The sequence below is a fragment of the Rosenbergiella sp. YN46 genome, from assembly GCF_036620675.1.
Classification (GTDB): domain Bacteria; phylum Pseudomonadota; class Gammaproteobacteria; order Enterobacterales; family Enterobacteriaceae; genus Jejubacter.
Window position 1 is genome coordinate 18,196 of the sequence record NZ_JAZHEE010000005.1, and the last position, 26,629, is coordinate 44,824.

Here is a 26,629-nt window from a genome sequence, read left to right on the forward strand (position 1 = left end):
GCGTCCATAAAATTCATGCCTGGCTATTTCTCCATCAATTCACTTGCTGAATACTGGAATTCACCGGGTGAATGGTTAAGGGAAGGGATGCCAGCCCACGCAGAATCAGACTGTGCTGCTGCCAGCGGGCATGACCCTCCAGGAATATAGCCGGGAGCCGGTGGAGTATGGCATGAACGACCTGTTCCGCCTGCAAACGCGCCAGGGTCTGCCCAATGCACAGATGCGCGCCGGCGCCGAATCCAAGCTGGCGCTGGGCGTTTTTTCTGCCGGGAATAAAGCGATCCGCCTGTTCGAAAATTGACTCGTCGCGATTAGCGGCGCCCAGACACAGTAGCAGGTTATCGCCGGGCCGCAGTTCGCGCCCGTAGAGCTCCAGTGCAGAGGTAACGCCGCGCCGCGCCATTTGCAGTGGGGACTCAAAACGCATGGTTTCCAGTACAATATCGCGCACTCCTGTAGGCGTCTGTAATGCCTGAGCCCGCGCTTCAGGGTGGTTTGCCAGGGTCAGTAGCAGATTGCCAATCAGCGCCTCGCTGGTTTCACTACCGCCAATCAGCAGCGTAATGGCGTCGATACTGAACCGCTCGCTCAGCAACGCCTGATCGTTCTGATAGCCCTTGCTTAATGCCTGCAAAAACAGCGAATCGTAAGGGCCAAAACTGCCGGTAAGCAGCTGTCTAAAAGCCGTATCCAGGTGGCGCATTGCCGCCAATAGCCGCTCCATGCCTGGCTCGTCAATGGCGCTGGGGTCCAGCAACAGACGAATGGCATACTTCTCTTCGGCGACGATGCGCTGAAGCTCTGCGGGCAAATTCAGCCAGCGCGTAAAAAGTCTGTCCCACATCGGTGCGGCAATATCGGTAATACCGTCGAATTGCTGCGACTTCAGCGCTTGTTCCACCAGTTGGCTGGCTTCCCGGGCGACCTGGTTTTGTAGCTCCTGCCAGGGGCTGTCGCTGAACAGCGCCAGCAGCGCCTGACGATGCTGGCGATGCATCTGGCCCTCTTCGAACAGCACAAGACCGTAGATAAGCTTCCGCAGTGGGGGGGCAAGCTCACTGCCGCGGGCGCGGAATTTTGCATGCAGCTGGCGTGGAAGGGTGTCGCTGGCCAGATTTTTATCTTTCAGCGTCTTCAGCACATCGTTGTAGCGGGTCAGAATCCAGGTTCTGCCCAGTCGAACGAGCGGCTGGTTGCGGCGCATGCCCTCATAGATGGCATAGAGATTATCGCTGAAAGTGGGGGAAGCAGGGTTAAAGCGTAGGGGCTTGATGGAACGTGAACTCATCTCGGCACAACCTCTCTGCGTCGACGGAACGGGATCGGGGATACGTTCAGTTAAGCAGAGGGTTGCGCGCTGTCAATAAACCGGGGGCTAGGTCGGCATACTTTTGCGAATACAGGTCAGCAGAGCCTGAGCGCCGTGAGACAGGGGACTATCGACCCTGGTCAAAATACCGATAGGTTCGCCTGCGCCGTGGGTGGGTACCGGCAGGGCGGTCAGCGTGCCCTGGCGCAGATCCTCTTTCACGGCGCCGGAGGGAACAAACCAGACGTACTGGTAGTCTACCGTCAGCTGGCGCGACAGCGAGGCCGACAGCGTTTCGATACTGGAGGCGGGCAGTTTGCAGCCTTCGCTGGCCAGTAGCGCTTCTGCATTCTGGCGCGGCACCGTGCCTTTGGGCGAAACCACTACCGGCCACTCCATCACCCGGCTAAGCGTGACATTGTCACGTAGCAGAGGATGATCGGGGCGCACCACCAGCTTGAGCGACTCCAGGAACAGCAGCTCATAGTTCAGGCCGGTCATCAGTTCCGGATCGGACATCCGGCCAATGCCGAGATCCAGCTCGCCGGACTTCAGCCCCGCCAGCAGCATGGTGTTGTTCATGGTCGCCACCTGCAGGGTGACATCCGCCTGCTGGCTGTGAAACTGCCCGATCACGCCAGGCAGAATGCCAAGCGCCGCAGTGGGTAAAGCGCCGATCCGCACCACATCCAACGCCTGACCCTGCTTACGACTCAGCGAAAGTCCGGCGTGATTTAGCGCATCCAGCACCCGAACCGCGTGAATCAGGAATTGTTCACCCATCAGCGTAAGCTGGGCGCCCAGCCGGCCACGCTCAAACAGCCGTTCGCCGGTAAGCTGTTCCAGTTCATTCAGCGTTTTGGAAAGGGCCGGTTGACTAAGATTAAGAGTTTCAGCCGCACGCCCCAGCGTTCCCTGTTGGGCGACGGCCACGAATGTATGCAGATGGCGCAAGCGAATCCGCTGGCTGAAGAGACTATTTTTTTCCATAACCCGAAGTTAAATCCAGCACGCTAGCTGTGACAAGGTAACTTGCTTATTTTTGATAACCTGATAGCAAAATAAAATTAACATTCGTCCGGGGCTATGTCGATGGCGGAGGAAAAATTATCGTGGCGGTGGGGGGAAGGTTCCGCCAGGCCGGCGGAACCCGCGGGCGGGTTTACAGATCGAAAAAGACCGTTTCATTTTCGCCCTGCAGTCGAATATCGAACTGATAAACCACTTCGTCGCCGCGCTGCCGGCGCTTGCCGATAAGCGTGGCGCGGCGCACTTCCCACTCAATCAGGTTAAGCACCGGATCCCGGCTGTTGGCGGCGGCTTCGTCGTCGAAATACATGCGGGTGTTCAGGCCGATATTAATACCGCGGGCGACGATCCACAGATTAACGTGCGGCGCCATCAGGCGTCCGTCGCGGCCGATAACCGGGCCTGGCTTGATGGTCTCAAAACGCCAGATGCCGCTGTCGAAGTCGGAACAGGCGCGACCCCAGCCGCGGAAGTCGGGATCCAGCGCCTTGTCCTGCTGCTGGTCAGCCGGATGGTTGTAGCGCCCGGCGGCATTGGCCTGCCAGATCTCCAGCAGCACGTCGCGCACCGGCGTACCTGAACCATCGATCACCCGGCCCTCAATGGTGATGCGCTCCCCTTTGGTGTGGCTGTTGGTCAGTATGTGGCTGAAGTTATTCTCGAAAATATCGAAACCTGCGGCGTGGGGCGCCAGGCCGATGTGCACGTAGGGCCCCGCAGTCTGGGAAGCGGTTTCCGGTAAATATGTTTTCATAATGCGGCTCCCTGAGTGCGGTTTTCAAACAGCGTGGCCCGGTGGCCGCGCAGAACCAGATCGAAGCGATAGGCCAGACAGTCCAGCGGCACCGCCGCCGACATATCCAGTTCGGCTATCAGGGTACGTACCGCGTCGTCATCGCCCAGAGTACGCACGATGGGGCACTGCTTAATCAGCGGATCGCCCTCAAAGTACATCTGAGTAATCAGGCGCTGGCCGAAACTGTCGCCGGACAGCGAAAAATGGATATGCGCCGGGCGCCAGTCGCTGACCTGGTTGCGCCACGGATAAGGGCCGGGTTTGATGGTGCGAAAGGCGTAGTAGCCGTTTTCATCGGTCAGCATCCGTCCGCAGCCGCCGAAGTTGGGATCGATAGGCGCCAGATACTGATCCTTCTTGTGGCGGTAGCGACCGCCGGCGTTAGCCTGCCATACCTCCACCAGGGCGTTTTTCACCGGTCGACCGAATCCGTCGCGCACAAAACCGTGGACGATAATGCGTTCGCCGATGGGTAGCCCCTGTTTGGCATAGTTAAGGATAAGATCGTTATCTTTGGGGCCTGGCTCGTGGGTGCTGAACACCGGCCCGGTGATCTCAGAAAGCGAATTTTGCAGCGAAATTAATGCATTGCGCGGTGAACGCAGCACGCTGGTCTTATAGCCCGGCGTATATGCCGGTGGGTGGTGGCGATAGTCGCGGTGCACCAGTTCACGGGGGGACCATTTTTCGTCGTTCATGGCGGGCTCCGGTTAGTTGAGTACAGGTGTTGTTGTTATCATTTGTGATGCTCCGCCCGTCAGTGTCCGTAAAATAATTGTTAATTAACAGTGAAATTATGGCGATTTTTTAATAACCCGCAGTTATCTATCCTGAACGTTCGCGTTTGCGCAACGCGATGTAAAGGCGATCACAAAAAGTAAATTCTTTCCACCATTTGCCCGGCGCTTTCCTACTCTTTCCTCCATTAACCACTGGAGGGGTGAAAGCATGGTGAACAACGTCACGGCTGATGAGATCCGGGAGAAATTCTCCCAGGCGATGTCGGCCATGTACCAGCAGGAGGTGCCGCAGTACGGCACGCTGCTGGAGCTGGTAGCCGATGTCAATTTAGGGGTTCTGGAGAAAAACCCTGGCCTGCATGAGCAACTGGCGAACGCCGATGAACTGTCACGCCTGAATGTGGAACGCCACGGGGCGATTCGCGTTGGCACGGCCCATGAACTGGAAACGCTGCGTCGCATTTTTAAGGTGATGGGGATGTTTCCGGTGGGCTATTACGACCTGTCGCAAGCGGGGGTGCCGGTTCACTCGACCGCTTTTCGCCCCATTGAAGAGGCTTCGCTTTCCCGTAATCCGTTCCGGGTCTTTACCTCGCTGCTGCGGCTGGAGCTGATTCCCGACGAAGGGCTGCGGCGCCAGGCAGAGTCGATTCTGGCGCAGCGCCATATCTTTACCCCCGGTTGTATTACGCTATTGTCGCGTTACGAGCAGCAGCGCGGATTCAGCGAAGCCGAAGCGGATGCGTTTGTCGGCGAGGTGCTGGAAACCTTCCGCTGGCAGCGCCACGCCACGGTGGACGCCGCCACTTATGGCGCGTTGCATCAGGCCCACCGGCTGATTGCCGATGTGGTCTGCTTCCGCGGCTGTCATATCAACCATCTGACGCCGAGAACCCTGGATATCGACCGGGTACAGGCCCAGATGCCTGAGCGCGGTATCGCGCCTAAAATGGTGATTGAGGGCCCGCCGCGCCGGGCGTTGCCGATTCTGCTGCGCCAGACCAGCTTTAAAGCGCTGGAAGAGCCGATTTTGTTCAGCGACCAGCAGCCGGGCAGCCATACGGCGCGCTTCGGGGAAATCGAACAGCGCGGTATGGCGCTGACGCCGAAAGGGCGGGCGCTGTACGATACGCTGCTGCGTGAAGCGGGTAGCGCTACCGATAACCTGACCCATCAGCTCCATTTACAGGAGGTGTTCAGCCGCTTTCCGGATGATGCCCGGGAGGTGCGCCGCCAGGGACTGGGCTATTTCCGCTATCGCCTGACTCCCGCCGGTGAAGCGCATCGTGCCGCCATTGAACCCGGCTGCGATCCGGAACCCTTGATCGACTGTGGCTGGCTGGTGGCGCATCCCATCACCTATGAGGATTTCCTGCCGGTAAGCGCTGCCGGGATTTTCCAGTCCAATCTGGGGGAGGAAACCCGCACGCTGAGCCACGGTAACGCCAGCCGCAGTGATTTTGAAATGGCGCTGGGAGCCTCGGTGCTCAATGAGTTTGCACTCTATCAGGAACTGGAAAAACGCAGCAAACGGCGTTGCGGTCTGCTCTGAACAAGGTACTCTTACGGGCGTGTTTTCTAAAGGACAGCAGTATGAAAAGGCCCGGCACGCCTATGGTCACCCTGAGTCAGGGGCAGCTTATTGGTCAGATTGAACAGGATATTTCCGTGTGGCGCGGCATTCCCTATGCCGCGCCGCCGGTGGGAGAAGGGCGCTGGCGCGCGCCGCGCCCGCCGGTTCCCTGGCACGGCGTACGTCAGGCAGACAGGTTTGCGCCCGCCGCCTGGCAGAGTATCGAAGCCTGCCGTGAGGTGGGCGGCGGCGATCCCGGCACCTTTTGTGAAGACTGCCTGTATCTGAATATCTGGGCGCCGGCGCAGTACGACCAGCCGCTGCCGGTGATGGTCTGGCTGCACGGTGGCGGCTACACTATCGGCGCGGGTAGCCTGCCTCCCTATGAAGGAAGCGCCCTGGCCCGCCGCGGTGTGGTGGTGGTCACGGTCAATTACCGCCTCGGACATCTGGGATTCTTCGCCCATCCGGCGCTTGCGGGGGAAGACCCGGAGGGGCCGCTGGCCAACTTCGGCCTGCTGGATCAGATAGCCGCCCTGGAGTGGGTGCGCGATAACATCGCCGCATTCGGTGGCGATCCGCAAAATATCACGCTGTTCGGTGAGTCGGCGGGCGGGCGCAGCGTGCTGTCGCTGCTGGTATCGCCGCTGTCCGCCGGGCTGTTTCATAAAGCGATCGCCCAGAGCGCTTATACCCTGGCCGATGAGCCGTTCAGCGAAGCCACGGCCCGGGGGGAAGCGGTGGCCCGCCATCTGGGGCTGGAAAAGAGTTCCGCCGCGCAGCTGCGCGCGCTGCCTGCCGATGCCTTTTGGCCGCTTGCCAGCCCGCTGGGAATGGGGCCGGTGCCCATTTGCGGCGATAGGGTATTACCGCAGCCCATGCTGGAAAGCCTGATGGCCGGGCGCCAGCACCCCATGCCGCTGATGATCGGCAGCAACAGCGATGAAGCCAGCGTGATGGGGGTGTTTGGCGTTGACCTGGCGCAGCAAATCCAGCGTATGCGTCGCGATCACCGGTTCGGGCTGGCGCTAATCCGCATGCTTTATCCGGGGGTACGCGGCGATGAAGCTCTGGGGCGTCAGGTCAGCCGCGATATGGCCTTTACCACTATGGGCTTTGTGGCGATGCAGGCTCAGCGGCGTCTGGATCAGCCCTGCTGGCGTTACTGGTTTGACTATGTCGCCGAAGCAGAGCACGCCACCTATCCCTGGGGCGCCTGGCACGGTAATGAAATCCCCTATGTGTTCGATACTCTCGGTACGATTGCGCCGTCGCGGGAATACGCTACCGGCGAGGATCTGGCCTTCGCCGCCCGGGTGGCGGACTACTGGGTGTCCTTCGCCCGCCTGAAGCCGGGACAAACCGTGCTGCCGGGGCCTCTTGAGTGGCCCGCCAGCAAGGGGGGCGCCGATCGCCTGATGCGCCTGGGTATCGACCGGCGCCCGGGCTTTAAGCTGGAGCGCCGCTTTATGCGCGCCCGCTCGCTGCTGTTTAAGCGGGTAATGAGGCAGCACGTCACGCTGTAGGCAGCCTGGATCGCAGCCAGCGGGCGCGGGCTGCCGCCGGTAGCGGCGGAACCATCACCACCTGATAGCCGCAGGCGCGATACAGGCGCAGCATCACCCGGGCGGTGGCCACCGCCTCATCCCAGCTCTGGCGGCGTTCGTCGTCCTGGCGGTAAATATCGCGCCAGGGTGGGGCAAAAAAGACCCGGGGCGCGTAACGACAGGCGCTGACGGCCTGCAACATTCGGGGGGGCGCGTTCAGCCCGCACAGTTGCAGATAACCCAGCGAATCCGGAATTCCGCGGTCGAACAGTACCGGCGCCGAAGCGCCTTCATGTATCTGCCAGCCGGCAATATCACGTTCCAGCATCCGCATGGCGAAGGCCAGTCGGTCGGCCCAGGGCAGGGCGTTGCCGCCCTGGCGCTGCTGTTCGCGAATAATGGCGCGTCCGCTTTCCGGCCAGGTTGTGATGCCGGCGTCGTTCAGAGCGTGCAGCAGGGTGGATTTACCGGCGCCGGGCCCGCCGGTCAGGATGTAGCGCAGATTCATAAGGCGTTTCTCCATAGCTTGAGAACTGTCTGAAATTAGATCAGGCAGCGCGAAGCGTATCGGTTTGGTCGGCCGCTGTCCGCTGCGTCACCAACGGGGCAGGCAGCGGTAATGGGGGAAATTAAAGAGTCTGAAAATGGACGGAATTTTGTCTGGCGTGGGTGGTCATATCTGGGGCATTATTTTGACAATGTTTCCCCCGCAGGGGAAGTGAAATACACCAGGTAACATCAAAATAAGGACGATTTCTCAGGCATGAACCGCAGACGTTTTATTAAAGCCTCAATGGCGCTGGCCGCAGCCTGTGGCACGCCCGGTCTGGCCGGCCTCTTTTCTCAGTCGGCCTGGGCGGCGGACGGCGGTATTGCCGACGGCAGTTCACGTCCCTTCGACTTTAACGATCTCAAAGAGATGGCCAGCGGTCTGGCGAAAAAGCCCTGGGGCGGAGCGCCCCGTCCGCTGCCGGATGCGCTCTCCCGGCTAACGCCGCAGGCCTACAACCATATTCAGTACGATGCGGGCCATTCGCTGTGGAACCAGATAGAAGGGCGCCAGCTTGATGTACAGTTCTTCCACGTCGGCATGGGCTTTCAGCGCCGGGTGCGGATGTACTCGGTGGATCCCGCCAGTCGCCAGGCGCGTGAAATTCACTTCCGTCCGGATCTGTTTAACTACAACGATGCCGGGGTGGATACCCGCCAGCTGGAAGGGCACCCGGATCTCGGCTTCGCCGGTTTCCGCGCCTTTAAGGCCCCGGAACTGGCACGCCGCGATGTCGTCTCGTTTCTGGGGGCCAGCTACTTCCGCGCCGTGGACAGTACTTATCAGTACGGCCTGTCCGCCCGGGGCGTGGCGGTTAATACCTTCACCGACTCCAGCGAAGAGTTCCCGGACTTCACCGCCTTCTGGTTCGAAACCCCGAAAGCCCATGACACCACCTTTGTGGTCTATGCGCTGATGGACGGCCCGAGTCTTACCGGCGCCTATAAATTCACCATTCACTGCGAAGAGAAACAGGTGATTATGGAGGTGGAAAACCACCTGTACGCCCGTAAGGACGTGAAGCAGCTGGGGATAGCGCCGATGACCAGCATGTTCAGCTGCGGTACCAACGAGCGCCGGATGTGCGACACCATTCATCCGCAGATCCACGACTCCGACCGCCTGGCGCTGTGGCGCGGCAACGGCGAATGGGTGTGCCGCCCGCTCAATAACCCCCAGAAGCTGCAATTTAACGCCTTTAATGATGAAAATATTAAGGGTTTCGGCCTGTTGCAGACCGATCACAGCTTCGATAACTATCAGGACGTTATCGGCTGGTATAACAAGCGGCCCAGCCTGTGGGTGGAGCCGCAGGGCAACTGGGGCAAGGGGCATATCTCGCTGCTTGAGATCCCCACCACCGGCGAAACCCTCGATAATATCGTCTGTTTCTGGCAGCCGGAAAAGCCGGTGCAGGCCGGGGATCAACTGGGCTTTAAATACCGCCTGTACTGGGCTGCCGAGCCGCCGGTGCGCAGCGAGCTGGCCCGGGTTTACGCCACCCGTACCGGAATGGGCGGCTTCCCGGAAGGCTGGGCGCCGGGCGAGCATTACCCGGAAACCTGGTCGCGCCGCTTCGCGGTGGATTTTGTCGGCGCCAATCTGAAAGAGGCGGCCGCCCGCGGTATGGAGCCGGTGATTACGCTGTCCAGCGGCGAGGCAAAGCAGGTGGAGATCCTCTACATCGAGCCCTTCGACGGCTACCGGATCCTGTTCGACTGGCATCCCACCTCCGACAGCGTCGATCCGGTCGAAATGCGGATGTATCTGCGCAGTCAGGGGCAGACCGAAAGTGAAACCTGGCTCTACCAGTACTTCCCGCCCGCGCCGGATAAGCGCAAATATGTGGACGATCGCCAGATGCGCTGATCCCCTCACCTTGACCCTATCCCCACAGGGGAGAGGGGACAGGCAAGCGAGGTTTTTTCCCTCGCCCTCCGGGTGAGGGCTAATCCTCCGCGGCTTCTTCCAGCAGCCACCTTCTGAACAGGTCGATGGCCGGCTCGTGCTGGCGTGCCTGACGCACCATCATCCAGGTGGCGCGATCCATGGCCGCGAAGCCCAGCGGCGCGCACAGCGTGCCTTCCCGTAGCTCTTTTTTTACCAGAATCTGCGGCGTCATGATGATGCCAAGGCCGTTGCGCGCGGCCTGAATCGCCAGCGTCAGATTATCGAAGTGCTTACCCGCCCAGAAGTCGCCTCTGGCACCGGTTTTCTGCGCCCACTCCTCCCAGGCGTGGGCGCGGGTATCGGCGTGCAGCAGCGGCAGGGTACTGAAGTCGGCGGCATAGCTCATCCGCCCGCGAAACTGCGGCGAGCAGACCGGGCCGATATAGTCCACGGCGATAAGCGTAGTGGCGACGCCTTCCGGTACCAGGTGGTCATGACTCAGGATCAGCACATCAGTGCGATCGTCGTGCAGCTTCTGGGGATCGGTCAGCGTATCGAAACTGAGCGGAACGTCCGGGTGCTGCTGGTTAAAACGCCCAATGCGCGGAATTAACCACTGAGCCAGAAAGCTGGGAGAGCAGGAGATAGTCAGTCCGTGACGGGCCCGGCCGCGAATGCGTTCGCAGCTTTCGGTGATATCGGCAAAGGCCCGGGAGCAGACCCGACTGAGCTGTTCGCCGTCCGCTGTCAGATGAATACGCCCACCGGCCCGCACGAACAGCGGCGCGTCCAGCCACTCTTCCAGCAGACGGATCTGATGGCTGACGGCGCTGTGGGTCACATTCAGCGAGCGGGCAGCCAGGCTTACGCTCTGGTGACGGGCGGCGCGGTGGAAGTAGCGCAACGCACGCAGCGGCGGAAGGGAATCCGGCATAGCGGCACCTTGTTAGAAAAACTAACAGTATATGTCTGTTTATATCATTTTTCAGCCGCGATTTATTTGCCTACTCTGTGTTGCATAACAGAACGATAAATAGCGCGGGCTTCATTTTGAATCCCGTAACTTCCCGAAAGGAGCGTAAAATGACAGAACAGCTTACCCCCAAAACCCAGCTTGTGATGTTTACCGGTGGGCGCGACAGCACCCTGGCAGCCTGTTATTTAATGTTACAGGGGATTCCGGTTCACCTGTGGTCAGGCAACAGCGGTTGTTCCCTGCATCGCGGTATTCTGGCGCATCGGGTGGAAGAGTTGCGCAACCGCTTTGGCGACCTGGTGGTCGGGCATACCGTGGCCGATATCAGCGGCGCTTTCCGCTCCATTGCCATCGAACATCTGGAGTCGGACATCCTCAAGTACCGCAAAAACCTGGTGCTGCTGGGGGAAAAGATGGCGATTCACGCCCACCTGGTGGACTTCTGCCGCCGCAACGATATCGATGTGATTAACGACGGCATTACCCACTATCAGATGGAGTTCCCGGAACAGCGTCTGGTCGCCAAGGAGTGGCTGGTGGATATGATGGCGCGCTTCGACATCGCCTATCACTCCCCGATTTATGAATTCGCCCGCTCGGCGGACGATGTGAAATATCGTCTGCTGCAGCTTGGCATCTCCACGAAATCGCTGGAAGGCATCAGTATCTTCGCGGACAGCTTCACGACGCCTGACGATGACACCATTCTGGGCTATCTGAACGATAAAGCCCCGCTGATGCTGAACATCGTACGTTTCCTGTCCGGAGAGACACTGGATTGTCGTTCCACCCGCGCCGCAACGGTGGCTGCATGATGGGCCTGCAACCGGAAAGCTACGACGCCATTGAGGATGAGGTTTCCCAGGAAATGGCGCTGAAGCCCATTGTGAAATGCGCCGCCGTTATCATCCATCAGCGCTCACTACTGCTGACCCGCAAGCGCGGCACCGATATTTTTATCTCGCCGGGGGGCAAACCGTTTGCCGGTGAAGATCATCTGAGCTGCCTGAAGCGCGAGCTCCAGGAAGAGCTGGGGGTTTCAGTTACCGATATTCGCCCCTTTGGGCTGTTTCTGGGGCAGGCGGCTTTTGAAAACCGACCCATTGAAAATCACGTCTATCGGGTGGAGATTGCCGGACAGCCGCGTCCCTGTAGCGAAATCGAAGAGCTGGCCTGGGTCAGCTATCGTCAGCCGCCGTGCGCCGTGCCGGTGGGCTCCGTTTTTCGTGACGAGGTGATGCCGCTGCTCTATCAGCAGGAGCTGATTAACTGATGGACGCATCATCACTGTCCCCGGAACTGCAACGGGTGCACGGAGAACACTTTTATAAGCGAGCGGCTATGTTAAGAGATCGGTTGAGAGACGTGCTGACCGGCATATACCGCCTGGACGACTACGATATCTTTTTTGTGCAGTCGGTACGGGTGGGGCTGGTCATCCTGAATCATCTGTTTCATCGCCAGGAGATGAGCCTGCGGCTGGCGCCGCAGGCTCACTACCCGCCCATCGCCCGCCTGTTCGCAGGCGGCGGCCACTGTCCGCCGCTGCCCGGGGAACTCAATATTATTACCCATGTGCACCCGGGCACCGGCGCGGTATGCCGTCTGGAGGGATGCGACGGGAAAGGGGTGGTGGACGCCTCTCACAGTTTTGCCACGCTGCGCCACGCTGAACTGGTGCGCGACAGCGATATTTTTATTGCGCCACTGCATAAACACGCGTCTCTGACGCCAGGACTGGCGATTGTCGCCCTGCGGGCCAGCAACCACAGCCGGTTATTGCGCAGCGAACTGCGGCTGTTCGAAGAGGCGACCGCCTCCAGCCGCCCGCTGGAAGAGGCGCTGGAGAACCTGTCCCGTCCGGATTGGCAGCCATATAACGTGGCGCAGGTACAGGCATCGGCGCTGGCGGTGCCTGCCGGTTACGGGCTGGATCCGGTAAGCGTCGACGGGCTGCCGTTCTGCTGTATCAAAATACCGTCGCCGGATGAGGGCGTACTGCGACGCGCCAAAGCCGACGGCATCAGCTATTTCCCTGATGTGGGAACCCTGAGGCTTTCCAGCTGGGCGCGCGGAGATGGAAGCGACCCCGTGGATACCACGCCGGAAGTCTCCCGGCGGTTGACTCAACTTCTGGAGGTTTAATGAAACGGACGCTAACGGGCAACGGTAATCTTATCGGTATCGCGGGGGGGCTGCTGCTGAGTACCGACTCGCTGTTTATTCGCATGATGGGGATCGATAACTCCTGGGCCATCGTGCTGCTGCGTGGCCTGTTTATGTGGGTGGTCTGTCTGGCCGCATGGCTGATGTGGCGACCGGCGCGCGCCACTCTGGGGGCTCCCTGGGCCACTCGTGATAATTGGCTGTCGGTGCTCTTCTTTTGCCTGGCGTCGGCCGGTTTCGTGAATGCCCTTAACCGGGGCAATGTGGCGACGGTGCTGGTGATTATCTCCGCCACGCCTTTCGTATCGGCATTGATTTCCCGGGTGATGTTCGGCGCCAGGCTGGATCGCGGCCTGCTGACGGCGGCGCTGGCAGGGATGGTCGGGGTGGCTATTGTGATGAGCGGCCGCGGTGGTCAGGAAAGCGGGCTGGCGAATTTGTTTGCGCTGGGTACGGCGGTGTCTATGGCGCTGGCCTTTATCTACTCTTCCCGGGTGCAGGGTGGAACTCTGGCGCTGCCATCGGTAGGCGGTCTGCTGGCAGCGCTGCTGGTAGGCGTATTCGCCGGCGGCCCGGTGCAACAGACGCTGGCGCAGATGAGCGCCGCGCAGTGGGGCTGGGCGCTGGCGGAAGGGGCGCTGGTGATGCCGCTGGCCATGGGGCTGATTACGCTGTCGACCCGCTATGTCTCTGCGGCGAATGCCGGCCTGTTCCTGCTGCTGGAAACGGCGCTGGCGCCGCTGTGGATCTGGCTGGTGCTGGGACAGGCGCCGACGGGTCATGCGCTTATCGGCGGCGTGGTGATTGTGGGTGCGGTGCTGGTCAATAGCCTGCGCAGCCGTCGGGAGGAACTTTACGGCGAACCGCAGTCCTGAAAAAAGTTTTGTGGATCTCCTTCGAATAGGGGGTAAGGAGTACACAGGGATGCGTCGACTTTCCGGTTAACGCAATACCCGCAAGGGAGCAGGGATGCAAACCGGTGTGATGTATGCCAGGCCATACACGGATTAATGGCCTGGCTTTTTTTCCGTGCCGCAGCGGTATATTTTGGGTACCCGCTGTTCTTGCTTTTTACATTCTGCTTTTCCAGGAGTAAGTTAGGCGCAAATCCCGACTTATGAAGGAGATAGCCGTGCAGCCGCACAAACATAACTGGCAGGATGAGGTGATAGAGGTAGAGAAGGGGCTGATTTTGCATTCGGTGAATGAAACCTTCGTCACTCCAGTTTTTGAACTGGTGCAGCGTAATAAGGAGTGGCTACAGCAGGCGATGGACTGGCCGCAGTACGTCAAGGCGCCGGAAGATACCCTGAAGACCCTGCGCGGCAACCATATGCTGCATCACCGTAACTACGCCAAAATGTTTATGATTCTGCGGGAAGATGAACTGGTGGGGGTTATCTCCTTTAATCAGATAGAACCGGCCAATAAGGCGGCTTACATTGGTTACTGGCTGGATCAGGGGCATCAGGGGCAGGGGATTATCTCCCGGGCGTTGCGGACGCTGATGACAAAATATTCTGGCGAAGGGATGGTCAGGCGCTTTGTCATCCGCTGTATCGTTAGTAATGAAGCCAGCAACGCCGTGGCGTTGCGCAACGGTTTCACGCTGGAAGGCTGCATGAAACAGGCCGAATACCTTAACGGTCAGTTTCACGATCAAAATATCTACGGGCGGATCATCGACTGCCTGCAACCCGACTGATTGCGGCCATTCTCCTGCGGCTTTGAAGTGTCTTGCGGTATTATCTGGCGATAAGCTATTTCCGCTTTATGGCAAAACCCTTTTTTTAACGCTATTGCTAACGTATTGATTTTACATATTTATTAAATGACGCCGGAAAAAAGGGGTTTATTGCATAAATCGCAATTTACCCTTTTTATAACAGATAGATAGTGATATTTTGTTTCTGTTCACTGCCGTACAGGCAGCTTAGAAACCGACGATACGAAAGCCTCATTCTGAAATATGGTTCACTGCCGTACAGGCAGCTTAGAAACTATCGGCTCCATAAAGGGCGTTCATGCTACTGTTCACTGCCGTACAGGCAGCTTAGAAAGGGAAATACAAACAGGCATGTGATGACCTGCGGTTCACTGCCGTACAGGCAGCTTAGAAATGGCCGGAACCGTAACCGGCACACAACGATGAGTTCACTGCCGTACAGGCAGCTTAGAAATTGTTTATTGTGTGCATATCGCAGCTAACGTTGTTCACTGCCGTACAGGCAGGTTTAAAGAGCAATCAGAAAATGCCGTAGTAAGGCATTCGGGTAATATGCTGACTGCCTGCCAGGGTCTTGTCGCCGTGAATATGAATGCTTTCATCGTCCCGGGCTTCGACGCTGGCGTCATCCGTCAGGCGAACCTGATGTTCGATCAGCACATTGCCCGTCACCCGGGCATGGCCGTCGATGCTGACGCGATCGTCAAGCTGTAGCGGCCCGCCGGTGAGCACGGCATCGCCTTCCACCCGTACCCGGTGTTTGAGCAGACATTCGCCTTCGATAAGCGCATTGCCGCCGACCCGCGAGCTGTAGCGCAGGGTCGGGCTCTGACCTTCGCCGCGCCCCGCCAGGATACGCGCCCGACCGCCGACCCAGGCCCGATCGCACAGCCAGACGTCGTTCTCTTCATTGCCTTCGATGATCGCATGGCCGCACACGCAGGCACGGTGTTCAATAAACGCGTAACTGACCAGCGCGCTGTCGGTAATTTGCGCCTGATGCATAATGCGCGAAGCGTGAACGCTGGCGCGATCGGCAATGCGTAACTGCAGGTGGCGATCTGCCGTTAGCCCGCGGCGGGCGATGACCTGACAGTCGCTGATCCGGGCAACGTCGCTAATCCGGCACTGGCCGCTGACCTGGCTGGCGCGTACCGTGGCCCGATCGCCGACATGGGCATGATGGGTAATATGAGAGGCGTCCACCAGCGCGTTGCCGTCGATAATCGCTCCCTGACCGATAACGCATTCGCCGGTGATGCGGGCGTTATGGTTGACCCAGGCGCCGCCGTACAGAATGCTGTTTTGATCGTAAACCCAGCAGTCGCCGGCCTGACTCAGCAGCTCTTCTTCTTCCAGCCAGCCGCCGCGCTGCCCGGCCCGGACATCGGCAAAATCGGTAATCGCTTCTATCTGGCGTAGCCAGAGCGTACATTTGACATCGCCCTGCATAATACTGAACGGGCGCTTTTGTTCCAGCAGACGAAACTTTTGCATGACGACTCCCGGGGTGAATAGACGGCGACGCTCTTTAAAAGGTAGCAAATCCGGGCGGGATAGTATTTGACGGACAAATCCAATAAAATGCATTTAAAATACATTTTATGTCTTAAACAAAATGCAGAATTCATCCGTTCATCGTCAGATCCTGAATCTGCCCGCCAGCTATTTTGGTATGGTGCTGGGGATTCTGGGCCTGGGGTTGGCCTGGCGCTATGCCGCGACTGTCTGGCCGGTGTCACCGCGTATCAGCGATGCGCTGGTGGCGTTGGGTATCGCGGTCTGGCTGCTGTTAAGCCTGAGTTTTCTTTGGCGGCTCACGCGCTATACCAGCACCGTGCGCGAAGAGATTCGCCATCCGCTGAAGAGTAGCTTCGTCAGTCTGTTTCCCGCCACCGCTATGCTGGTGGCGATTGGGATCGTCCCCTGGCTACGGCCGCTGGCGCTGGGGTTGTTTTGCGTGGGCGTGGCGGCGCAGCTTGGCTATGCCGCCTGGCAGAGCGCCGGTTTGTGGCGCGGCACGCACCCCGCAGAGGCCACCACTCCCGGACTCTATCTGCCTACGGTGGCCTGTAACTTTATTAGCGCCATGGCCTGCGGTGCGCTGGGCTGGCCGGTAGCAGGTAGCCTGTTTCTGGGGGCTGGCGTGTTTTCCTGGCTAAGCCTTGAGCCCGCCATATTGCAGCGTTTACGCAGTACGGGCGAAGTCCCGTCTGCCGTTCGCAGTTCGGTGGGGATTCAGATGGCACCGGCGCTGGTGGCCTGTAGCGCCTGGCTGAGCGTTAATGGTGGAAAAGGCGATATCTTTGCCCATATGCTGTTTGGTTACGGTCTGCTGCAACTGCTGTTTATGCTGCGGCTGATGCCCTGGTATCTGACGCGGCCTTTCAGCGCTTCGCTGTGGAGTTTTTCGTTCGGCCTGTCGGCGCTGGCGACCACCGCGCTGCATTTTGGACATGAACAACCGGATGGCGTATTTCACTGGCTGGCGATACCGCTGTTTATTTTCTCTAACCTGATTATCGGGCTGCTGATGTTTCAGACCCTGATCCTGCTGTGCCAGGGTAAACTGTTGCTTCGTGAATCGCATCCCGCACTACTCTACAACAAGGAGCTCTCATGATTCAGCGTGATGACAATTACTTTACCGACAAATATGGCCTGACTCGCACGCACTCGGAAGTGCTGAACGCCATGCAGTGGGTCGCCCCGGGCCGCACGCTGGACGCGGGCTGCGGTAATGGCCGCAACAGCCTCTACCTGGCGGCACGCGGCTTTGACGTTACCGCCTGGGATAAAAATCCGGCCAGTATCGCCAACGTGCGGCGCATCGCCCGGGAAGAGGGGCTGAATAACCTGAACGCCAGCGTTGTCGATCTGAACGGGCTGACCTTCGACGGCGAGTACGATTTCATCCTTTCTACCGTGGTGCTGATGTTCCTGGCGCCGGAAACCATTCCCGGACTGATTGGCAGCATGAAGGCGGCCACTCGCCCTGGCGGTTATAACCTGATCGTCGCGGCCATGGATACCGACGACTATCCCTGTACCGTCGACTTTCCCTTTGCCTTCCGCCAGGGTGAACTCAGCCGTTACTACGAAGGCTGGGAGCTGGTGAAATACAATGAGGATGTCGGAGAACTGCATCGCACCGACGCTAACGGCAATCGAATTAAGCTGCGTTTCGCCACCATGCTGGCAAGAAAATCCTGATAGCAGGCGTGATACTCTCCGCATTCTTTGACTCTTCTTCGTGGCCTGTTTAATTCGACACGGCGTCGCACGGTAACATCATGCGACGCCGTGCAGTGATGCATGGCGCATCACAACTAAGGAGAGTGCTTATGCGTTATCCAATCCCCCTTAACTCAAGCCGCCGTCAGTTTTTTAAACGCAGCGCCGCCGTTTCCGCGCTGGCAGTAACCGGTATTGTCGGATTAACTGCGCCAGCGGTGAGCCTTGCCGCCGCAATGACCAAAGCGCAGCGTGACGCCATGACGCCAGCCGAGATTGTCGAGGGCCTGCGTCAGGGCAATCTGCGATTCCGGAACGGCGCGATGCTGCACCATGATTATCTGGACCAACAACGCACCAGTACGGCGGGCCAGTATCCCTCTACGGTAGTTCTGAGCTGCATTGATTCCCGGGTTCCGGCGGAAATTGTACTGGACACCGGCATTGGTGAGATTTTTAACGCCAGAGTCGCGGGAAATGGCCAGAACGACGACATTCTGGGCAGCCTGGAGTATGCCTGCACGGTGTCAGGCGCGAAAGTGGTGTTGGTCATGGGGCACACCTCATGCGGCGCCATCAAGGGCGCGATCGACGGCGTTAAGCTGGGCCATCTGACCGCGCTGGTGCAGGCGATACGACCCGCGGTGGAAAACACGCGCTGGGAAGGTGAACGCCGCGCCGACAACCCGGGGTTTGTCAATGCCGTGGCGCGAACTCACGTAGCGCTAACGATTGAGCAGATTCGCCATCGCAGTTCGGTATTATCCGAAATGGAAAATAAAGGTGATATTGTCATTCTTGGGGCGATGTACAGCCTGGAAGGGGGAGGAGTCGACTTCTTTAGCTGACGCCCGGGCGTCGGGCGCTTTACGGCCCGACGCTGCCGCACCCGCCTCATAGCACAATGGCTATACTTGATCGTTTTGCAACCATCAAAGGAGGCCGGATGACGTTCATCGATAAGATAAATATACTGCCGCTGCTGATGTCGACATCGTTTTGGGTAGGCGTGGCGACCGTGGTGCTGGTCACGCTCGTCGTCTACTGGTTGATCAACCGGCTGCTGGCCCTGGTGCATCGCACTATCCAGTCCTGGGGAGAGGCGCGCACCACCGCCCGCGACTACCGTTATCTGCTGTTCGACGTGCTGAACAAGACCAACAAACTGCTGATGTTTGTGGTCGCCTTCCTGATAAGCCTGCGCTTTGTCTCGCTGCCGGAAAACCTTGCCAGTACGCTGAGTCACGCGTGGTTCCTGGTGCTGGCGCTACAGGTCGCCATCTGGCTGGATCAGGCGGTACAGTCCTGGCTGCATCACGTTATGTTCACCCCGGGCACCCGCAAGAATCCGGTGACGCTGGTGATTCTGGGGGTGATTCTGCGGGCGATCGTCTGGTCGATGATGCTGCTGTCAATTCTGGCTAACGCCGGTGTGGACATCACCGCGCTGGTGGCAAGCCTTGGGGTGGGCGGTATCGCCATCGCGCTGGCGGTGCAGACCGTGCTGAGCGACGTTTTCGCTTCGCTTTCCATCGGCTTTGATAAGCCGTTCGAGATTGGCGACTTCATTGTGTTCAACGATGTGGCCGGTACCATTGAGCATATCGGTCTGAAAACCACCCGCATTCGCAGTCTGAGCGGCGAGCAGATCGTCTGCGGAAACGCCATTCTGTTGCAGCAAATCATCCATAACTACAAGCGGATGCAGACCCGGCGCATCGTCTTTTCCTTTGGCGTGGCGCTGTCCACGCCGCCGGAAAAGCTGCGTAAAATCGGCGACATAGTGCGGCAGATTGTGACCGATGTAGGCGAAACCACCTTCGATCGCGCCCATCTGCTGGGGTTTGAAAGCGATCGTCTGACCTTCGAAGTGGTGCATATCGTCAGTACCGCCGACTATAACCGCTATATGGATATTCAGCAGGAGATCAATATCAGGCTGATTGAGCAACTGGCGCAAAACGATATCCGACTGGCGCTGCCGAGTATTGTGGTGGTGGATTCACAGGGGCCGCGTGAGGCGGCCGCCTGAACCATTATGCCGCGCCGCGGCGCCTGAACAGCGGACGCTGCGGCCGGGCGAACATCACCAGGTTGCCGGTCAGAATCAGCAGCAGACCGGCAACCGCGCTGGGGTGCCAGACGTAGCCTTCGTAGAGGGTGGAAATAGCCAGCGCCACCAGCGGAAACAGCAGGGTGCTGTAAGCCGCCTGACCGGCGCCGATGTGACTGACCAGCGTAAAGTAAGCGACAAAAGCGATAACCGAACCAAACAGGGCCAGATAGAGCAGGGAGCCCAGATAGCGCGCCGACAGTGGCGGCATAAAATTCGCCCCCTGGCTTAACGCCAGTGTCCCCATCACCAGCGCCCCATACAGCATCGCCTGGCTGTTGGTGGTCAGGATATCCAGGCCGCGCCGCTGGTGGCGCAGACTAATCATATTGCCCAACGAAAAACCCAGCGTGCCCAACGCGCTCAATCCGATACCGATAAACAGTCGGGGCTCGATACGGGTTGCCGTTAGATCGCGCCAGAACAGCAGGACGATACCGGCAATGCCCAGCAGCGCTGCCGGAAAGAAGCTGACCGGCGGACGAATTTTAAAAAACAGAAAGCTGTTAATGGCGTTAAACAGTACCGCCATCGAAAAAATCACCGACTCCAGTCCGCTGTTAATCCATTGAGCGGCGTGATAGAAGCAAACAAAATTAAAGCTAAACACGCAGCAGCCCTGTATCAGGCACAACAGCTGGTCGCGCAGCGTCAGGCGATGCAGGCGACCGCATAGCTTCGCGATAAGCGTCATCACCAGCGCCGCGATAGCGAAACGCCAGAAGATTGAGACGGCGATAGCCGTCGTCCCAAGCTGCATCACAATGGCTATCCAGGTGGCGGGCTGGCGCCAGCGGTGCTGCGTCGCGTGGACGCGTGGATCGAGGCGCATCTGGGGCAAACTATCACCCTGGCGATGCTGGCCCGGGAGGCGGATCTTAGCGAGTTTCACTTCGCGCGTATGTTCAGCCGTTCGCTGGGCATGGCGCCACACCGTTATGTGATGCAGCGCCGTCTGCTACGGGCCGAACAGCTGGTGCGCAACAGTGGTCTGCCGCTGACCGAGATAGCCCTGAGCTGCGGATTCAGTTCCGCCAGCCATTTCAGCAACCGCTTTCGCGCGGCCTTTGGCGCCACTGCGTCTCAGCTACGGGCGGCGAGCCGCTGACAGCACCGCATGACACAGACCGCCGCCGACTAACCCCCAGAAGGCGGAGCCGACTCCCCACAGCGTCACCCCGGACGCCACTATCAGAAAGGTGACGATGGCCGCGTCGCGCTGATTCACGTCATCCAGCGCCTGGTGCAGGCTGCCGCTCAGTGCGCCCAGCAGCGCCAGCCCCGCCAGCATTTTGATCCAGGCGTCCGGCAGGGCGGTCATCAGATTGACAATCCCGCCTCCCGCCAGACCGGCCAGCAGATAGAATATGCCTGCGGCGCAGGCGGCCTGCCAGCGCTGGGTGGGCTCCGGATGGGCCTCTTCCCCCTGGCAGATGGAGGCGGTAATAGCGGCAATCGCCACCGAAAAGGCGCCAAACGGCGCCAGCGCCAGGGTAAACAGGCCGGTCACTGAGAGCAGTGGCGAGGTGGGAACCTGATAGCCGGAGGCCTTCAGCGTGGCCAGCCCCGGCGCGTTCTGGGACGCCATGGTCACCAGAAAATAAGGCACCCCCACGCCAATCAGGCTGGAAAGGGTAAACTGTGGCAGGGTAAAGCCCGGCGTGACAAACAGCGGTAACGTCAGCCCCTGCTGGTACTGATGGTCGGCGAAGGCGACCATCAGACCGGCGAGCAGCGCGGCAATCACGGCATAGCGCGGCGCCAGCGCCCGTACCAGCAGCCAGGCGGCCAGCATCACGCCGCACAGCAGACCGTTGTCCGCCAGGGCGCCGAAGGCTTCCAGCCCGAAACGCAGCAGAATACCCGCCAGCATGGCGGCGCACAGGCCGTGGGGCAAAATCCTCATCAGGCGGGCGAACAGACCGGTGACGCCACACAGCGTCACCAGCGCGCCACAGAAGATAAAGACGCCGGTGGCTTCCCCCAGGGTGTGGCCCGGCAGGCTGGTCACCAGCAGCGCTGCGCCAGGCGTCGACCAGGCTGTCAGTACCGGCGCCCGCCAGCGCAGGCTCAGCAGCAGGGTGCTAAGCCCCATCGCCAGCCCCAGCATGGTCATCCAGCCTGCCACCTGAGCGTTGGTGGCGCCCGCGGCGGAAGCCGCCTGCCAGATAATGGCCGCGGAACTGGCATAACCTACCAGCACGGCCACCAAACCGGCCACCGGCACCGAAGGGGGAAAGGGGATCGCCTGGCGCATGTCGCTCTCCTTGTGCGTTATAGCGTTCGGTGAATATAGCATCGTGCGTTATAGCGCACAAGGCGCTATACTTCACGGTGAATAAGCAAGGAGAATTTGATGGATATAGCCTCTCACCTGGCTGCCACGCTGCGCCAGTTACGTCAGGCTCGCGGCTGGAGTCTGAGCCAGACCGCCGAAAATACCGGGGTATCGAAAGCGATGCTGGGGCAGATCGAACGCGGCGAATCCAGCCCGACGGTGGCGACCCTGTGGAAAATCGCCACCGGCTTTCAGGTACCGTTTTCTGCTTTTATTGAGCCTCAACCGATTGCCGGACACCCCGGCTACGACGCCGGAGACCGCGCCATGGTGGTGGTGCCGCTGTTTCCCTGGGACGAACAGCTGCGTTTCGATCTGTTCGCCATTACCCTGGCGCCGGGGACAGCCAGCCACTCCTCACCTCATGAACAGGGCGTGGTGGAACACGTGGTGGTGATAGAAGGGGAACTGGCGCTACAGACCGATGACGGCTGGCGCACCCTGGCAGCCGGCCAGGGACTGCGCTTCGCCGGCGATCGCCCTCACAGCTACCGCAACGACAGGTCGGGCGCCTGCCTGTTTCATTCGTTGATTCATTATCCGCAGGAAGAAGAAAGGGCAGGTTATAAGTAAAGCACTGGAAAGCTTTCTGTGGAGAGAGTTTGCTCCTGATAAAGAGGATGCCCTGACAGAAGGGTATCCTCTTTCAGTATCGCAATACTGCGTGGTATTCAGTCTCCGGTAATGGATTACATCACTACTTCCGTTTAACTAACGTCTGGTTATGATGCTTGAGCTGTAGGCGCCACACGCGATTATGTAAATAAAATGCCATTGTTTTAACCCATGCCCGGCTATTAAGAAATCGGTAGCTAATGAGGATAAAAATACAAGCCATGATAGCACCAATCAGAAATCCCGTATGGTTTTCAATTCCGAGCGTCAATGCAATAACAGTGTATAACAAATATAACGTCGCCAGTATTGCAGTGAATAAAATCAGCAAAAGATAAAACTTTAATGCTGCTAAATTGCCCCTGGCAACGAGAGTCATCGATGGGAAAATTAGCAAGCAATAAACCAGTCCTGCTGCTATTATTCCTGTAAAAACAGTATATTGTGGCCAGCTCATCCAGCGAAAAACCATATCCCAGATAGATAACTGCGGTATGGAAAAGCTGAGAAGAGCGAAAAGAGTACTGAAGATTAATGGGATACCACGGGTATGCAGACCCACCGGCGCCCCCATTTTTTCTTTCAGGTAATCCTTGATGGTTTCAAAATATTGAGGTGGATCTGATTTTAGTTTTTTCTCGATATCAAACCCTAACTTAATGCTTTTTTTTATATAATCTGCCATCACCGTACTAATAACTCTCTGCAAATGAAAATGATTGCATATTCGGAGATGCAATGCGCTTCGAAGGACGAACCAGCCAGCGACGTTGGCCATCTGAGTAAATGATTCCGGCCTGGTAAAAGTTACGTGAACAGTCTAATTGATTAGCCAGTGATGCAAAGTCAAAATCATTTTTTGGAATAAGGCCTAATGTACGGGCGATATTATAATCGGGAAGATTATCAGAGAGCTGTCCAGAAGATGTCATCGGGTTGTACCATAGTTAACGACGGTTATTTACATAAGCAAAATTAGGCTAATACATAAAATTAACATATTCCCGTGTCCATTGTCTCTATATAAGGTGTCGTACCCGATATTGTAGTCGTACATCTATGCAGGAAACTATTTGGATTCCGCCCGCCTGTGACTACAATAGCCGCCATTTTATCGACAACCGGATTTGCGCCATGCGCCTGCACCCCAACCAACTCGAACTGCTTAGCCCGGCCCGCGATACGGGCATCGCCCGCGAAGCCATCTTGCATGGCGCCGACGCCGTCTATATCGGCGGCCCCGGTTTTGGCGCCCGCCATAATGCCGGCAACAGCCTGCGCGACATTGCAGAGCTGGTGCCTTTCGCCCACGGCTTTGGCGCGAAGGTGTTCGTCACCCTGAATACCATCCTGCACGATAACGAACTGGAGCCGGCGCGGCGGCTGATTCACTCGCTGTGGAACGCCGGAGTGGACGCGCTGATTATTCAGGATATGGGGATTCTGGAACTGGATATTCCGCCCATCGATCTTCACGCCAGCACCCAGTGCGATATCCGATCGGCGGAGAAAGCGAAATTCCTTTCTGAAGTGGGCTTTTCCCAGTTGGTGCTGGCCAGAGAGCTGAGTCTGCCGCAGATTCAGGCGGTACATCAGCAGGTGGACGCCACCCTGGAGTACTTTATTCACGGCGCCCTGTGCGTGGCCTATTCCGGCCAGTGCTACATCTCTCATGCTCAGACCGGGCGCAGCGCTAACCGCGGCGACTGTTCCCAGGCCTGCCGCCTGCCTTATACCCTGAAGGACGACCAGGGGCGGGTGGTGGCTTACGAAAAGCATCTGCTGTCGATGAAAGACAATAATCAGAGCGCCAATCTGTCTCTGCTTATCGATGCGGGCGTGCGTTCCTTCAAGATTGAGGGACGTTACAAGGATATGAGCTATGTGAAAAATATTACGGCTTACTATCGCCAGCAGCTGGACGCCATTCTGGAAGGGCGCAGCGATCTGGCCCGGGCCTCCGATGGCCGCAGTCGGCACTTTTTCGCACCGTCGCCGGATAAAACCTTTCATCGCGGCAGTACCGACTACTTCGCCAACGGCCGTAAAGGGGATATCGGCGCTTTTGATACCCCGACCTTTGTCGGACTGCCGGTGGGCGAACTGGTTAACCTGGGGCCGGACTGGCTGGAAGTGCAGGGCGATGCGCCGCTGACCAACGGTGACGGGCTGAACGTGCAGGTGAAGCGCGAAGTGGTGGGCTTTCAGATTAACAAGGTGCAGCAGACCGCGCCTGGCCGCTATCGGGTCTGGCCCAATGGGCTGCCGGAAGCTTTGCGCAAGCTGCGTCTGCCGCAGCCGATTAATCGTAACCTCGATCATCAGTGGCAGCAGGCGCTGCTTAAGCCATCCGCCGAACGGCGGATCGCGGTGGATCTGACCCTGAGCGGCGATGCCGGAACCCTGACGCTGACCGCTCGCTGTGAAACCGGGATCGCGGTGAGCCACAGCCTGAACGGGGAGTTCGCCCCGGCAAAAGATCCGGCGCGCGCTTATGAAAGCCTGCGTGCCGGGCTAAGCAAGCTGGGCCAGACCTGCTATCGCGCCCGGGAAGTGACGCTGCTACAGGGCGAGCTACCGTTCGTGCCTAATAGTCTGCTGAATCAGCTGCGGCGTGAAACCCTGGAGCAACTGACTGAAGCGCGGCTGGCCGCCTATCAGCGCGCCACCCGCAAACCGGCCGCTGAACCTGCGCCGACCTTTCCGGAACAGCAGTTGAGCTTCCTGGCGAACGTGTATAACGCCAGCGCCCGCCAGTTCTATCAGCGCCACGGTGTCACGCTAATCGATGCCGCCTACGAGGCGCATCAGGAAAAAGGCGAAGTGCCGGTGATGATTACCAAACACTGCCTGCGCTACGCCTTTAATCTGTGCCCGAAGCAGGCTAAAGGAGTGAAGGGGATTCGCGCCACCCCGATGCAGCTGGTGCATCAGGACGAAGTCCTGCGGCTGGAATTTAACTGTAAGCCCTGCGAGATGCACGTCATTGGCAAGATCAGGAATCACATTCTGAAGATGCCGCTGCCGGGCAGCGTGGTCGGTTCTATTTCACCGGAAGAGCTGCTGAAAACCCTGCCCGGCAAGCGTTGAGCGGGCAGAGGGGCAGGAGCATTAGTGCTCGACGGAAGAGAACAGGTTAATCACCAGCACGCCGGCGATAATCAGTCCCATACCGATAATCGCCGGCCAGTCCAGCTTCTGGCCCAGAAACAGCCAGCCGATCAAACCCATCAGCACAACGCCTGCCCCTGACCAGATGGCGTAGATCACGCCGGTAGGCAGGGCGCGCATGGTGAAGGTCAGGCAGTAAAAGGCCAGCCCGTAGAACACTACCGTCGCCACGCCTGGCACCAGTCGGGTAAAACTGTCCGACAGTTTCAGGGCGGTAGTGGCGATCACTTCGCAAATAATAGCAATGGCTAACAGCGTCCAGGTCATTTCACGCGCTCCGCAAGCTCTAATAATCGTTCGACAATCCAGCGTCGCTGTTCCGGCGCCTGACTGTGGCAGCCGCACAGGGCGGCGAACCACATTCCGTCAGCCGCCAGTCGGCACAGCAGACGCTGGCGGCTAATGGCCTCGTCGCCCGCGTCCTGCGGCAGCTGGTTAATGAATTCCGCCCATTCGCCGCGCAGCCGGGGATCGGCCATCATGGCGGCCATTAGCGCCCGGTTCATCTCCTGCTCGCGATCGGGCATCAGGCGGGCGCAGGCGCGAATATAGGCCCGGGTGGCGCGGCCCTGCATCTGGGGTTCGCGCGCCATTTCCTGGTCTATTTCCGCGCGCATCTGCTCTTGCAGGGTTTTAAACACTCCGTCCACCAGCGCCTGACGGGTGGCGAAATGGTGCTGTAGTCCACCTTTGCTGATGCCGCTCTCTTTCACCACTTTGTCCAGGGTAAGGGCCGGCAGACCCCGGGTGGCGATGATCTGCGCCGCGCTGTCCAGCAGCTGCTGGCGCACAGTCTCAGGGGCTTTGGCTCGATGATGGGCGTTGCTCATAAATTACAATCCGTCTGGATGGA

At 58.7% G+C, this 26,629-nt stretch carries 26 protein-coding genes, 1 pseudogene and 1 CRISPR repeat array; of the genes and pseudogenes, 15 read left to right on the forward strand and 12 right to left on the reverse strand.

Annotation, left to right across the window (positions count from 1 at the left end; all coding sequences use genetic code 11):
• Window positions 1–34 precede the first annotated feature (34 nt).
• From V3W49_RS06235 to pcaH, 4 genes are all read right to left on the reverse strand, one after another.
• On the reverse strand, window positions 35–1,291 hold the full coding sequence (locus tag V3W49_RS06235; RefSeq protein ID WP_500144396.1) for a cytochrome P450: 1,257 nt from the start codon (window positions 1,289–1,291) through the stop codon (window positions 35–37).
• An 87-nt stretch (window positions 1,292–1,378) separates the two neighbouring features.
• On the reverse strand, window positions 1,379–2,302 hold the full coding sequence (locus V3W49_RS06240) for a LysR substrate-binding domain-containing protein (RefSeq protein WP_500144397.1): 924 nt from the start codon (window positions 2,300–2,302) through the stop codon (window positions 1,379–1,381).
• A gap of 172 nt (window positions 2,303–2,474) precedes the next feature.
• On the reverse strand, window positions 2,475–3,095 hold the full coding sequence (gene pcaG, locus V3W49_RS06245; RefSeq protein ID WP_500144398.1) for a protocatechuate 3,4-dioxygenase subunit alpha: 621 nt from the start codon (window positions 3,093–3,095) through the stop codon (window positions 2,475–2,477).
• Window positions 3,092–3,835 carry a protocatechuate 3,4-dioxygenase subunit beta gene (gene pcaH, locus V3W49_RS06250; protein WP_500144400.1) on the reverse strand — a complete coding sequence of 248 codons (744 nt, stop codon included), beginning with the start codon at window positions 3,833–3,835 and terminating at the stop codon, window positions 3,092–3,094. The genes pcaG and pcaH overlap by 4 nt, the downstream gene beginning before the upstream one ends.
• 250 nt (window positions 3,836–4,085) lie before the next feature.
• Between pcaH and hglS the strand changes: the two genes are divergently transcribed.
• Complete coding sequence (gene hglS, locus V3W49_RS06255; RefSeq protein WP_500144401.1) at window positions 4,086–5,429, forward strand: 2-oxoadipate dioxygenase/decarboxylase HglS; 1,344 nt, start codon at window positions 4,086–4,088, stop codon at window positions 5,427–5,429.
• A gap of 41 nt (window positions 5,430–5,470) precedes the next feature.
• Window positions 5,471–6,976 (forward strand): carboxylesterase/lipase family protein, encoded by a 1,506-nt coding sequence (locus V3W49_RS06260; RefSeq protein ID WP_500144402.1) that lies wholly within the window; start codon window positions 5,471–5,473, stop codon window positions 6,974–6,976.
• Here the strand turns inward: V3W49_RS06260 and V3W49_RS06265 are convergent.
• A complete protein-coding gene (locus V3W49_RS06265) occupies window positions 6,966–7,505 on the reverse strand; it encodes an AAA family ATPase (RefSeq protein ID WP_500144404.1) in 540 nt (179 codons plus the stop codon). The two genes, V3W49_RS06260 and V3W49_RS06265, sit on opposite strands and share 11 nt — an antisense overlap.
• A gap of 255 nt (window positions 7,506–7,760) precedes the next feature.
• Between V3W49_RS06265 and V3W49_RS06270 the strand changes: the two genes are divergently transcribed.
• A complete protein-coding gene (locus V3W49_RS06270; RefSeq protein WP_500144405.1) occupies window positions 7,761–9,416 on the forward strand; it encodes a glucan biosynthesis protein D in 1,656 nt (551 codons plus the stop codon).
• A gap of 79 nt (window positions 9,417–9,495) precedes the next feature.
• Here V3W49_RS06270 and V3W49_RS06275 read toward each other — a convergent pair whose 3' ends face one another.
• The gene (locus tag V3W49_RS06275; protein WP_500144406.1) at window positions 9,496–10,371 is read right to left on the reverse strand and encodes a LysR substrate-binding domain-containing protein; all 876 of its coding nucleotides are present in this window, start codon (window positions 10,369–10,371) and stop codon (window positions 9,496–9,498) included.
• A 149-nt stretch (window positions 10,372–10,520) separates the two neighbouring features.
• Between V3W49_RS06275 and V3W49_RS06280 the strand changes: the two genes are divergently transcribed.
• The 5 genes from V3W49_RS06280 to rimL all read left to right on the forward strand — a co-directional run bounded on the left by V3W49_RS06280 (window position 10,521) and on the right by rimL (window position 14,284).
• Window positions 10,521–11,228 carry a hypothetical protein gene (locus V3W49_RS06280; protein ID WP_500144408.1) on the forward strand — a complete coding sequence of 236 codons (708 nt, stop codon included), beginning with the start codon at window positions 10,521–10,523 and terminating at the stop codon, window positions 11,226–11,228.
• A 59-nt stretch (window positions 11,229–11,287) separates the two neighbouring features.
• Complete coding sequence (locus tag V3W49_RS06285; protein WP_500144578.1) at window positions 11,288–11,686, forward strand: NUDIX hydrolase; 399 nt, start codon at window positions 11,288–11,290, stop codon at window positions 11,684–11,686.
• Window positions 11,686–12,558, forward strand: coding sequence for a DUF6024 family protein (locus V3W49_RS06290; protein WP_500144409.1), 873 nt, complete (start codon window positions 11,686–11,688; stop codon window positions 12,556–12,558). Before V3W49_RS06285 ends, V3W49_RS06290 begins: the two co-directional genes overlap by 1 nt.
• A complete protein-coding gene (locus V3W49_RS06295) occupies window positions 12,558–13,454 on the forward strand; it encodes a DMT family transporter (RefSeq protein WP_500144410.1) in 897 nt (298 codons plus the stop codon). Before V3W49_RS06290 ends, V3W49_RS06295 begins: the two co-directional genes overlap by 1 nt.
• A gap of 257 nt (window positions 13,455–13,711) precedes the next feature.
• On the forward strand, window positions 13,712–14,284 hold the full coding sequence (gene rimL, locus V3W49_RS06300; protein ID WP_500144411.1) for a 50S ribosomal protein L7/L12-serine acetyltransferase: 573 nt from the start codon (window positions 13,712–13,714) through the stop codon (window positions 14,282–14,284).
• Between the two features lie 207 nt (window positions 14,285–14,491).
• Window positions 14,492–14,819: a CRISPR direct-repeat array (repeat unit 28 nt; unit sequence GTTCACTGCCGTACAGGCAGCTTAGAAA).
• A 5-nt stretch (window positions 14,820–14,824) separates the two neighbouring features.
• Here the strand turns inward: rimL and ydcK are convergent.
• Complete coding sequence (ydcK, locus tag V3W49_RS06305; RefSeq protein ID WP_500144412.1) at window positions 14,825–15,802, reverse strand: YdcK family protein; 978 nt, start codon at window positions 15,800–15,802, stop codon at window positions 14,825–14,827.
• Window positions 15,803–15,923: 121 nt separating this feature from the next.
• Between ydcK and tehA the strand changes: the two genes are divergently transcribed.
• The 4 genes from tehA to V3W49_RS06325 all read left to right on the forward strand — a co-directional run bounded on the left by tehA (window position 15,924) and on the right by V3W49_RS06325 (window position 19,571).
• Complete coding sequence (gene tehA, locus V3W49_RS06310) at window positions 15,924–16,928, forward strand: dicarboxylate transporter/tellurite-resistance protein TehA (protein WP_500144413.1); 1,005 nt, start codon at window positions 15,924–15,926, stop codon at window positions 16,926–16,928.
• A complete protein-coding gene (gene tehB / locus V3W49_RS06315) occupies window positions 16,925–17,518 on the forward strand; it encodes a tellurite resistance methyltransferase TehB (protein WP_500144414.1) in 594 nt (197 codons plus the stop codon). The genes tehA and tehB overlap by 4 nt, the downstream gene beginning before the upstream one ends.
• Window positions 17,519–17,649: 131 nt before the next feature.
• Entirely contained in the window at window positions 17,650–18,387 is a 738-nt protein-coding gene (locus tag V3W49_RS06320) for a carbonic anhydrase family protein (RefSeq protein WP_500144416.1), read from the forward strand.
• A 98-nt stretch (window positions 18,388–18,485) separates the two neighbouring features.
• Window positions 18,486–19,571 (forward strand): mechanosensitive ion channel family protein, encoded by a 1,086-nt coding sequence (locus tag V3W49_RS06325; protein WP_500144417.1) that lies wholly within the window; start codon window positions 18,486–18,488, stop codon window positions 19,569–19,571.
• A 4-nt stretch (window positions 19,572–19,575) separates the two neighbouring features.
• Here V3W49_RS06325 and V3W49_RS06330 read toward each other — a convergent pair whose 3' ends face one another.
• Window positions 19,576–20,484: a DMT family transporter gene (locus V3W49_RS06330; RefSeq protein WP_500144418.1), complete on the reverse strand. Its 909-nt coding sequence runs from the start codon at window positions 20,482–20,484 to the stop codon at window positions 19,576–19,578.
• Between V3W49_RS06330 and V3W49_RS06335 the strand changes: the two are divergent.
• Window positions 20,431–20,760, forward strand: a pseudogene (locus V3W49_RS06335) (helix-turn-helix domain-containing protein); the annotation flags it as partial. The gene V3W49_RS06330 and the pseudogene V3W49_RS06335 sit on opposite strands and share 54 nt — an antisense overlap.
• On the opposite strand, the gene V3W49_RS06340 reads toward V3W49_RS06335, so the two are convergent.
• Window positions 20,740–21,909: a benzoate/H(+) symporter BenE family transporter gene (locus tag V3W49_RS06340; protein WP_500144419.1), complete on the reverse strand. Its 1,170-nt coding sequence runs from the start codon at window positions 21,907–21,909 to the stop codon at window positions 20,740–20,742. The pseudogene V3W49_RS06335 and the gene V3W49_RS06340 sit on opposite strands and share 21 nt — an antisense overlap.
• Window positions 21,910–22,008: 99 nt before the next feature.
• Here V3W49_RS06340 and V3W49_RS06345 point away from each other — a divergent pair, with 99 nt between their 5' ends.
• On the forward strand, window positions 22,009–22,563 hold the full coding sequence (locus V3W49_RS06345; RefSeq protein ID WP_500144420.1) for a helix-turn-helix domain-containing protein: 555 nt from the start codon (window positions 22,009–22,011) through the stop codon (window positions 22,561–22,563).
• A 124-nt stretch (window positions 22,564–22,687) separates the two neighbouring features.
• Here the strand turns inward: V3W49_RS06345 and V3W49_RS06350 are convergent, their stop codons facing one another.
• A complete protein-coding gene (locus V3W49_RS06350; protein ID WP_500144422.1) occupies window positions 22,688–23,383 on the reverse strand; it encodes a hypothetical protein in 696 nt (231 codons plus the stop codon).
• A 356-nt stretch (window positions 23,384–23,739) separates the two neighbouring features.
• Here V3W49_RS06350 and V3W49_RS06355 point away from each other — a divergent pair, with 356 nt between their 5' ends.
• The gene (locus V3W49_RS06355) at window positions 23,740–25,695 is read left to right on the forward strand and encodes a peptidase U32 family protein (RefSeq protein WP_500144579.1); all 1,956 of its coding nucleotides are present in this window, start codon (window positions 23,740–23,742) and stop codon (window positions 25,693–25,695) included.
• Between the two features lie 21 nt (window positions 25,696–25,716).
• On the opposite strand, the gene V3W49_RS06360 is transcribed toward V3W49_RS06355, so the two are convergent.
• Both V3W49_RS06360 and V3W49_RS06365 read right to left on the reverse strand, forming a co-directional pair.
• Window positions 25,717–26,043, reverse strand: coding sequence for an SMR family transporter (locus V3W49_RS06360; protein WP_500144423.1), 327 nt, complete (start codon window positions 26,041–26,043; stop codon window positions 25,717–25,719).
• Window positions 26,040–26,606: a TetR/AcrR family transcriptional regulator gene (locus V3W49_RS06365; RefSeq protein ID WP_500144424.1), complete on the reverse strand. Its 567-nt coding sequence runs from the start codon at window positions 26,604–26,606 to the stop codon at window positions 26,040–26,042. Before V3W49_RS06365 ends, V3W49_RS06360 begins: the two co-directional genes overlap by 4 nt.
• Window positions 26,607–26,629: the final 23 nt, after the last annotated feature.

Excerpts from the sequence above, each read along its gene's own strand:
- V3W49_RS06235 (WP_500144396.1), bottom strand. The coding sequence starts at position 1,291 with ATGAGTTCACGTTCCATCAAGCCCCTACGCTTTAACCCTGCTTCCCCC.
- V3W49_RS06240 (WP_500144397.1), bottom strand. The coding sequence starts at position 2,302 with ATGGAAAAAAATAGTCTCTTCAGCCAGCGGATTCGCTTGCGCCATCTG.
- pcaG (WP_500144398.1), bottom strand. The coding sequence starts at position 3,095 with ATGAAAACATATTTACCGGAAACCGCTTCCCAGACTGCGGGGCCCTAC.
- pcaH (WP_500144400.1), bottom strand. The coding sequence starts at position 3,835 with ATGAACGACGAAAAATGGTCCCCCCGTGAACTGGTGCACCGCGACTAT.
- hglS (WP_500144401.1), top strand. The coding sequence starts at position 4,086 with ATGGTGAACAACGTCACGGCTGATGAGATCCGGGAGAAATTCTCCCAG.
- V3W49_RS06260 (WP_500144402.1), top strand. The coding sequence starts at position 5,471 with ATGAAAAGGCCCGGCACGCCTATGGTCACCCTGAGTCAGGGGCAGCTT.
- V3W49_RS06265 (WP_500144404.1), bottom strand. The coding sequence starts at position 7,505 with ATGAATCTGCGCTACATCCTGACCGGCGGGCCCGGCGCCGGTAAATCC.
- V3W49_RS06270 (WP_500144405.1), top strand. The coding sequence starts at position 7,761 with ATGAACCGCAGACGTTTTATTAAAGCCTCAATGGCGCTGGCCGCAGCC.
- V3W49_RS06275 (WP_500144406.1), bottom strand. The coding sequence starts at position 10,371 with ATGCCGGATTCCCTTCCGCCGCTGCGTGCGTTGCGCTACTTCCACCGC.
- V3W49_RS06280 (WP_500144408.1), top strand. The coding sequence starts at position 10,521 with ATGACAGAACAGCTTACCCCCAAAACCCAGCTTGTGATGTTTACCGGT.
- V3W49_RS06290 (WP_500144409.1), top strand. The coding sequence starts at position 11,686 with ATGGACGCATCATCACTGTCCCCGGAACTGCAACGGGTGCACGGAGAA.
- V3W49_RS06295 (WP_500144410.1), top strand. The coding sequence starts at position 12,558 with ATGAAACGGACGCTAACGGGCAACGGTAATCTTATCGGTATCGCGGGG.
- ydcK (WP_500144412.1), bottom strand. The coding sequence starts at position 15,802 with ATGCAAAAGTTTCGTCTGCTGGAACAAAAGCGCCCGTTCAGTATTATG.
- tehA (WP_500144413.1), top strand. The coding sequence starts at position 15,924 with ATGCAGAATTCATCCGTTCATCGTCAGATCCTGAATCTGCCCGCCAGC.
- tehB (WP_500144414.1), top strand. The coding sequence starts at position 16,925 with ATGATTCAGCGTGATGACAATTACTTTACCGACAAATATGGCCTGACT.
- V3W49_RS06320 (WP_500144416.1), top strand. The coding sequence starts at position 17,650 with ATGCGTTATCCAATCCCCCTTAACTCAAGCCGCCGTCAGTTTTTTAAA.
- V3W49_RS06325 (WP_500144417.1), top strand. The coding sequence starts at position 18,486 with ATGACGTTCATCGATAAGATAAATATACTGCCGCTGCTGATGTCGACA.
- V3W49_RS06330 (WP_500144418.1), bottom strand. The coding sequence starts at position 20,484 with ATGCGCCTCGATCCACGCGTCCACGCGACGCAGCACCGCTGGCGCCAG.
- V3W49_RS06340 (WP_500144419.1), bottom strand. The coding sequence starts at position 21,909 with ATGCGCCAGGCGATCCCCTTTCCCCCTTCGGTGCCGGTGGCCGGTTTG.
- V3W49_RS06345 (WP_500144420.1), top strand. The coding sequence starts at position 22,009 with ATGGATATAGCCTCTCACCTGGCTGCCACGCTGCGCCAGTTACGTCAG.
- V3W49_RS06350 (WP_500144422.1), bottom strand. The coding sequence starts at position 23,383 with ATGGCCAACGTCGCTGGCTGGTTCGTCCTTCGAAGCGCATTGCATCTC.
- V3W49_RS06355 (WP_500144579.1), top strand. The coding sequence starts at position 23,740 with ATGCGCCTGCACCCCAACCAACTCGAACTGCTTAGCCCGGCCCGCGAT.
- V3W49_RS06360 (WP_500144423.1), bottom strand. The coding sequence starts at position 26,043 with ATGACCTGGACGCTGTTAGCCATTGCTATTATTTGCGAAGTGATCGCC.
- V3W49_RS06365 (WP_500144424.1), bottom strand. The coding sequence starts at position 26,606 with ATGAGCAACGCCCATCATCGAGCCAAAGCCCCTGAGACTGTGCGCCAG.